Annotated in this window: 7 protein-coding genes and 1 pseudogene; 3 read left to right on the top strand and 5 right to left on the bottom strand. The window is 71.0% G+C overall.

The window, feature by feature from the left end; genetic code table 11:
* Positions 1–70: 70 nt before the first annotated feature.
* A pseudogene (locus tag ABTZ94_RS35110) lies at positions 71–377 on the top strand (TROVE domain-containing protein); the annotation flags it as partial.
* A gap of 78 nt (positions 378–455) precedes the next feature.
* On the top strand, positions 456–686 hold the full coding sequence (locus tag ABTZ94_RS35115) for a hypothetical protein (protein ID WP_037711258.1): 231 nt from the start codon (positions 456–458) through the stop codon (positions 684–686).
* A 110-nt stretch (positions 687–796) separates the two neighbouring features.
* Here the strand turns inward: ABTZ94_RS35115 and ABTZ94_RS35120 are convergent, their stop codons facing one another.
* Positions 797–2,044 carry a TerD family protein gene (locus tag ABTZ94_RS35120; protein ID WP_351207115.1) on the bottom strand — a complete coding sequence of 416 codons (1,248 nt, stop codon included), beginning with the start codon at positions 2,042–2,044 and terminating at the stop codon, positions 797–799.
* A 128-nt stretch (positions 2,045–2,172) separates the two neighbouring features.
* Between ABTZ94_RS35120 and ABTZ94_RS35125 the strand changes: the two genes are divergently transcribed.
* Positions 2,173–2,394: a hypothetical protein gene (locus tag ABTZ94_RS35125; protein ID WP_351207117.1), complete on the top strand. Its 222-nt coding sequence runs from the start codon at positions 2,173–2,175 to the stop codon at positions 2,392–2,394.
* A 198-nt stretch (positions 2,395–2,592) separates the two neighbouring features.
* On the opposite strand, the gene ABTZ94_RS35130 is transcribed toward ABTZ94_RS35125, so the two are convergent.
* The 4 genes from ABTZ94_RS35130 to ABTZ94_RS35145 all read right to left on the bottom strand — a co-directional run bounded on the left by ABTZ94_RS35130 (position 2,593) and on the right by ABTZ94_RS35145 (position 7,148).
* Positions 2,593–4,044, bottom strand: a complete 1,452-nt coding sequence (locus ABTZ94_RS35130; RefSeq protein WP_351207119.1) for a peptidoglycan D,D-transpeptidase FtsI family protein — start codon at positions 4,042–4,044, stop codon at positions 2,593–2,595.
* Positions 4,045–4,108: 64 nt separating this feature from the next.
* Entirely contained in the window at positions 4,109–4,783 is a 675-nt protein-coding gene (locus ABTZ94_RS35135) for a response regulator (protein ID WP_351207121.1), read from the bottom strand.
* Complete coding sequence (locus ABTZ94_RS35140) at positions 4,780–6,036, bottom strand: sensor histidine kinase (protein WP_351207123.1); 1,257 nt, start codon at positions 6,034–6,036, stop codon at positions 4,780–4,782. The genes ABTZ94_RS35135 and ABTZ94_RS35140 overlap by 4 nt, the downstream gene beginning before the upstream one ends.
* Positions 6,033–7,148 (bottom strand): hypothetical protein, encoded by a 1,116-nt coding sequence (locus tag ABTZ94_RS35145; RefSeq protein WP_351207125.1) that lies wholly within the window; start codon positions 7,146–7,148, stop codon positions 6,033–6,035. Before ABTZ94_RS35145 ends, ABTZ94_RS35140 begins: the two co-directional genes overlap by 4 nt.
* Positions 7,149–7,262: the final 114 nt, after the last annotated feature.

Below are 7,262 nucleotides of genomic sequence, written 5' to 3' on the forward strand. Positions count from 1 at the left end.
GTCCTTGATGGCGCGGCCGGCCGCCCCTGGACCTGGCTGGAGAGGACGGCTGGACACCGCCCGACACCGGATGGAGCGCTTCGGTGACCTCGGCGGCACCAACACCGCGGAGGCCGTGCGCCCGCGCTACCGGGCCCACGACCGGGTACTGATCGTCACCGACGGGCAGGCGTCGTTCTCGTACGCCGCGAGATGCCACCGCGGCCCTGCCGTCCACCGTGCCCGTCCACACCTGGAACCTGGCCGGATACCGGGTCGGGCACGCCCCGTCAGGAGGCGGGGACCGCCACACCTTCGGGGGTCTTTCGGACGCGGCGTTCCGCATGGTGCCGCTGCTGGAAGCGGGCCGGGACGCCCGCCGGCCCTGGAATCGCTGATTACGAATCCGGCATCAGTACGCCGCCAGGAGTGGACGGGCATGGCGTCGGGCGTTCTCAGGGCGCATACTCAAGGTAATGAAACAGTCAGCCGGATCCCGGCGCCACCTGCCTTCCAGTCCCTTCAACCGCCCGGCCCAGGCGGCCCCACCGGTCGAATTGTTCGATGTGGGCGACAGGGTGTCGCACGACCAGTTCGGACTCGGTCGCGTCCTTGCGGTCGAGGGCGACAACGACGCAGTGCTCATCGACTTCTCGGGGCGACAGGGGAGGATCCTGAGCCCGTACTCCAAGCTGACCAAGCTCTGAGAGAGGCGGCGAGCACGCGCAGCGTCCGCGCCCCCCGTCATGCTCTCCGGCTTCAGGGGCACCTGGCATTCACAGGTGCCCCTGAAGCCGTGTCGGAAGGCTTTGCGGGGTTACAGCGCCTGGGCGGCGGGCTTCACCATGCCTCGGACGGTGCGCGACTTCACGAAGTCGCCCATGGCCGTCATCTCCCACTCGCCGGAGAACTGCTTGATCAGCTTGGCCATCATCACGCCGGTCTGCGGCTCGGCGCCCGTCAGGTCGAAGCGGACCAGCTCCTCGCCGGTGGTGGCGTCGATCAGCCGGCAGTAGGCCTTGGCGACCTCGGTGAACTTCTGGCCGGTGAACGAGTTGACCGTGAAGACCAGACCGGTCGCCTCCGCCGGGATCCGGCCCAGGTCGACGACGATCACCTCGTCGTCACCCGCGCCCTCGCCCGTGAGGTTGTCGCCGGAGTGCTTGATCGCGCCGTTCAGGATCGAGAGCTTGCCGAAGTAGCAGCTGTCCAGGTGGTTCCGGTTGGGGCCGTAGGCGATCACCGAGGCGTCGAGGTCGATGTCCTTGCCGCGGAACGCGGGCTCCCAGCCGAGGCCCATCTTGACCTGGGAGAGCAGCGGTCGGCCGCCCTTGACCAGGGAGACCGTCTGGTTCTTCTGGAGGCTGACCCGGCCCTTGTCGAGGTTGATCTTGCCGGAGGCGGCGGGCGCGGGAGCGGCGGGCGCGGGAGCGGCGGGCGCGGGAGCGGCGGGCGGGGCCGGAGGCGCGGCGATCCGCGGGTCCACCGGGGCGGCGGCGGGCATCGGGGGTGTGACGGGTGCGGTGGCGGGCATCGGGGGTGCGACGGGCGCGGCGGTGGGTTCCTCCTCGACCGAGACGCCGAAGTCCGTGGCGATACCGGCCAGTCCGTTCGCATAGCCCTGGCCGACCGCGCGGGCCTTCCAGGCTCCGTTGCGGAGATAGACCTCGATGACCACGAGCGCCGTCTCGGTGCCCAGCTGGGGCGGGGTGAAGCTGGCGAGCACACTGCCGTCGTCGGCGTTGCGCACGGTCGCGGTGGGTTCGATGCCCTGGAAGGTCTGGCCCGCCGCATCCGGGCTCGCGGAGACGACGATCTTCTCGATGCCGGACGGGACCGCGGTGGTGTCCACCACGATCGCGTCCGGTGCGGTGCCGCCGCCGGAGCGATAGGTCACGCCGGGGCCGGCGGGCTGGTTGTAGAAGATGAAGTCGTCGTCGGAGCGCACCTTGCCGTCGGCGGTGAGCAGCAGGCCCGAAACGTCGAGCCGCACCGGTGCGGAGACGTCCACTGCCACGCGGGCGGCGGAGAGCGGGATGTTCGAGCCGGGGGTCATAGCGGTCATGCACGGGGTAACGAACGACCAGGCTTTGCCGTTCCCTTACCTTCACCCGCCTTGGCGCACTCTTGGCGCGGCCGGGCCGGGCCGGCCGGGCCGGGCGTGCACGGCGCCAGGTGTACGGCGCATGCCGTATGTCCGCGAAGTTCTTTTGCTCGGGCGATCCCGGCCACGGCATCCAGCAGATCAACGCCGAGCCGGTGCGCGGCCCGGCCGCGGAGCGGAGGACCGAGCGGGCTCCGGTCAACCAAGCCCCACGGCCGGACGGTGTGGTCGTCATGGCCGGTGACCACGACGGTCCGGCCCACGACCGGCTCGGCCGCCACCGCCCACACGGCCCTCCAGTGCCCTGGTGACGACGGGCCCCAGCGAGACCCGGACAGACCGGAGCCGCCGGGCGAAGGAACGCGGCGCGGATGTCGATGCTGGTGAATGCTTCGCCGGGCCGCATCAGGGTTGAGCGGGCCGTCCCGCGCCGAGGCGGGGGGCGGGCGGCGCGGCGATCACGGGCCGGATTCCGGCAGCCGGGAGCCCGGCCGCCGCGCCTGCCCTTCTCACCCCTTGAGCGCCGCCTTCATCATCTTCTGGGCGATCGGCGCCGCCAGACCGTTTCCGCTGACCTCCGAGCGGGCCGCGCCCGAGTCCTCGACGACCACCGCCACCGCGACTTCCTTGCCGCTGGAGTTGTCCTTCGCGTACGAGGTGAACCAGGCGTACGGAGTCTTGCTGTTGTCCACGCCGTTCTGCGCGGTGCCCGTCTTGCCGCCCACCTCGGCACCGGCGATCCGGGCGTTGGTGCCGGTGCCCTCTTCGACGACGGTCACCATCGCGCTGCGCAACTGCTCGGCGGTGGACTGCGAGACGACCCGCTTCGTATCCCCGTCCGCGAAGTCCTGCAGCGCATTGCCCTTGGAGTCCGTCACCTCGGACACCATGTGCGGTGCGGCCAGTTCGCCGCCGTTGGCGAGAGTGGCCGAGACCATGGCGACCTGCAGCGGCGTCGCGGTGACCTCGAACTGGCCGATGCCCGTGAGAGCCGTCTGCGGCTTGTCCATGCCGGACGGGTAGACGCTCTTGGCGGCCCGTACCGGCACATCGAGCTTCTCCGTGTTGAAGCCGAACTTCTCCGCCATCGCCCTGACCTTGTCCTGGCCGAGGTCGGCGGCGACCTTCGCGAAGACGTTGTTGCAGGAGTACTGGAGCGCGGTGCGCAGCGTGGCGTTCTCGCAGGGCGCCGAGGCGCTCTCGTTCTTCAGGACGGTGCTGGTGCCGGGCAGGGTGTACGGATTGGGACTGTCCGTGCGCTCGTCGACGGAGCCGTACAGTCCGTCCTCCAGCGCCGCGGCCGCCACCACCAGCTTGAATGTCGAACCCGGTGCCAGTGGCTGCCGCAACGCACGGTTGACCAGCGGCTTGTCCTCGGCGTCGAGCAGCTTCTTCCAGGCGTCGCCGTCCGCTGTCCCGCTGATCGTCGACGGGTCGTACGAAGGGGTGGAGACCATGCCCAGGATCTGCCCGGTCTTCGGGTCGATCGCGACCGCCGCCCCCTTGTCGTTGCCGAGCGCCTCGTACGCCGCCTTCTGCACATCCGGGTCGATCGTCGTCAGGACGTTGCCGGGGGAGGCCTGCTTGTTCGTCACCACGTCCATCGGATTCTTCAGCCGGTCGTCGGTGCCGTCGAGCACATGGCTGTAGATCCCTTCGAGCTGTGTGGCACCGTACGCCTGCGAGCTGTAACCGGTGACGGCCGCATAGAGCTCGCCCTGCGTGTAAGTGCGCTTGTACGCGAGATCGCTGCCCACCGTCCTCTTCGATCCGGTGACCGGGTTCCCGGCCACGATGATGTCGCCGAGCGGCTGCGCGTACTGCGCGATGGTGTTCCGCCGGTTGTGTTCGTCGTCTGCGAGCGCCTTTGCCTGGTACGCCTGCACCCAGGTCGCCCGCACCAGCAGGGCGAGGACCAGCAGCAGACAGAAGACCGAGGTGTGCCTGATCGTTTTGTTCATCCCACGGGAGGGACGAGCGGGGCGCTGCGGGGCGTTCCCGGTTGTGCCGCTTCTCACCGATTCCTCATGATCGGCCAGGCCTGCCGGGGGCGATGAACCCCGACTCGTACGCCGCGATCACCGCCTGGGTGCGGTCCCGCGTGCAGGTCTTCGCGAGCACCGCCGCCACATGCGTCTTCGCCGTCGCCGTCCCCACCCGCAGCCGCCCGGCGATCTCCGCGTTGGTCAGTCCCGCCGCCATCAGCCGCAGCACCTCCGCCTCCCGGTCGGTGAGCCGGGCGGCCCACGGCGGCAGGGGGGACGCCTGCCGGCTCGCGTACTCGGCGGCGAGCGCCCGTACCGCCGACGGAAACAGCAGCGAGTCGCTGCGCGCTACCAGCCGCACCGCCTGCACGAGGTCCTCGGCCGCCGCGCGCTTCAGCAGGAACCCCGCTGCTCCGGCGACGAGCGCGTCGTACACATAGGAGTCGTTCTCGAAGGTGGTGACGACGACGATCCGCGGGGGCGCGTCGAGCGAGCCGAGGATCTGCTCGGTGGCGCGGATGCCGTCGATCTCCGGCATCCGCACGTCCATCAGCACCACATCGGGGCGCAGCTCACGCACCACGGAGACGGCCTCCGCGCCGGTCGCCGCCTCGCCGACGACCTCCAGGTCGGGCTCTGCGTCCAGGATGACGCGCAGCGCCGTACGCACCATGCGCTCGTCGTCGGCCAGGACCACCCGGACCGTCGTGTTCATCGGTTCTCCTCGGGGGTGTGCAGGGGGAGCCTGGCGGTCAGCCGCCACACGCTGGTGCCGCCGTGCGGTCCGGCTTCCGTGCAGCCGCCCAGCAGTACGGCCCGTTCGGTGATGCCTCGTAGTCCGCGGCCGCCCCCGGGTCGTACCACCGGTGGCAGGTCCGGCAACGGATTGTCCATGGTGATCGCCAGCTCCTCCCCGTCCACCCTGATCCGCAGCTCCACCGGCGCCCCGCGCACGCCGTGCCGCAGCGCGTTGGTCAGTCCCTCCTGCACGATCCGGTACGCCTCCCTCGACACAGCGGCCGGGACCGTGCCGGTGTCACCCTCCACGACGCACGAGACGGGCACCCCGCAGCGCTCCAGCAGCCCGTTCAGCGCGTCGAGCGCCGGTCCCGCCGCCCCGGGCCCGCCGTGCTCCTCGCCGTTGCGCAACAGGCCGAGCACCCAGTCGAGTTCGCCGACCGTCCGCCGGGTGGTCTCCTCGATCGCGGCCAGTGCCTCGCGCACGAACTCCGGGTTGCTGCCCAGGACTTTGCGGGCCGCGCCCGCCTGGAGGGTGACCGCGCTCAGCGCATGACCGACCGAGTCGTGCAGTTCCCGGGCGAGCCGGTTGCGCGCCGCCAGATCGGCCGCTCGGCGTTCCGCCGCCGCCAGCCGGTCCTCCGGGGTCGGGCCCAGCAGCACCGGCGCCCGGTCGGCGAGGAGCGCCCCCGCCAGTGCCGCGCAACCGGCCAGCGTAGCGAGTATCGCGGCCCCGGCGAGTGGGGACAGGGCGAGGATCCATGGCCGGTCGAGGCCTTCGGGCAGGTCGAGAACACGGGAGTTCCGTACCGCTTCGGAGAACGGCAACATCATGACGGCCACCGCGTACGGTGTCAGCGCCAGCGTCATCCCGCTGATGATGCTGCCGAGCGCGAGATGCAGCGTGTACCAGCCGGCGGTCCGGACGCGCGCCTGCCGCGTCCTCGCGGGACCGTCGGCGAGCGGCCGGTCATGGGGGATGCCGCACAGCGCGCGGGCCGTGGCCACCGACAACGGCCGGGCCGGTGCGAAGAGCGTGGTGACCGCGACCATGGGCAGGGCGTACGCGAATGCGGTCAACTGGTTGGCGGGATCGGAGAAGAAGTTCGTGCCGGGTCGGTGCGAGCCGACGATCACCAGCCCGACCAGGAAATACGGCATCAGCAGGGCGCCGCCGATGATCAGATGCAGCCAGCGCAGCCGGGCCCGCCGCCCGAGCAGCGGCGTCACGTGCCGGAGCCGGACGGCCTGGCGGGCGGTGCCGCCGCGAACGAGCCCGACGACGAGGAGCCCGACGCAGGCGCGGCCGAAACCGCCGTGCGTGGCTCCGATGGGTGCGGGTCCGAGGGGTGGGAGGCCCGCACCGCCGCGCGTTCCGAGAAGAAGTACGCGCCGAGGGTGACCACCAGCGTCCCGATCAGCATCTGCACAGCGTATGTCAGCATCATCGCGGCAGTGGGCTGTTCGGTGGCGTCCTGAACCCCGCTCAACGAGGCGATGGCCAGCCAGCCGCCCCAGCAGGCCGTGGCTCCGGAACCGCCCCAGGACAGGGCGAGCGGCACCGCGAGAGGCAACGTGGAACGGCGACTGAAGGCGAGCAGCAGCACCCCGGCGACAGTGGCGGCGACGAAGAACACGGCGATCGCTTCCATGACGCGGAACCCGGCGTTGCGTTCGGCGATCCGGCTCGCGTCGAGCCCCGTGGCCGATCCCGTGGCCCAGAGCAGATGCATGGTGCCCGGTACGAGGGTGAGCAGCGAGGCGGCGGTCGCGGCGAGACGCTGGGCGGGACCGGTGGGGCTCCTCGGCAGATCCCTCAACGCGCCCTGCCAGAGGTGGCCCCAGCGGTCCCTGGCGTACAGCGCGAAGAGGGCGCCGAGGGTGAGGCCCTGGACGATGAAGCCCGTGTAGACGACGCCGAAGACCCACGTGTCGAGGAAGGGACGCGAGGCATGTCCGGAGCCCTGGACGTCGCCGCCGGCCAGGCCGACGAGGAGCTGCGACGGGTACCCGGCCATGATCGGCAGCAGCAGCCCGGTGGCCACCCACATCGGCAGGATGAGCACCCAGGCGGGAACCCGCCGTCCCCATGCCTGGGTGAGCAGCAGCGCGATGACCAGGACTGCGCTGTCCATCAGGAGCGTGGCGCCGTTGAGGGCGGCCATCGTGGTGCGGTGGTCGAGCAGCGGACTGCCGTCCGGCACGCCGAGGTGACTGCCGGAGATCCAGGCGGCCTTGAGGGCCATGTACGGAAAACAGGACGCGATGGTGACGGTACGGAGCACGGAGCGGGCGGTCCGCCGCGTCGTGACGGCGGCGGGTGCGAGCGGTGTCTGTGTCATCGCACCCATGCTGCCGCGCGGCCCGCGCCCGCACGTCGTGCCGTACGACGATCCGCCTCCGCCGCACGGCGGAGGCGGACCACCAACTGGTCGTCCCGACGGTGTGAAATGACC

It is taken from the genome of Streptomyces sp. NPDC002785, assembly GCF_040295565.1.
Taxonomy (GTDB): Bacteria; Actinomycetota; Actinomycetes; order Streptomycetales; family Streptomycetaceae; genus Streptomyces.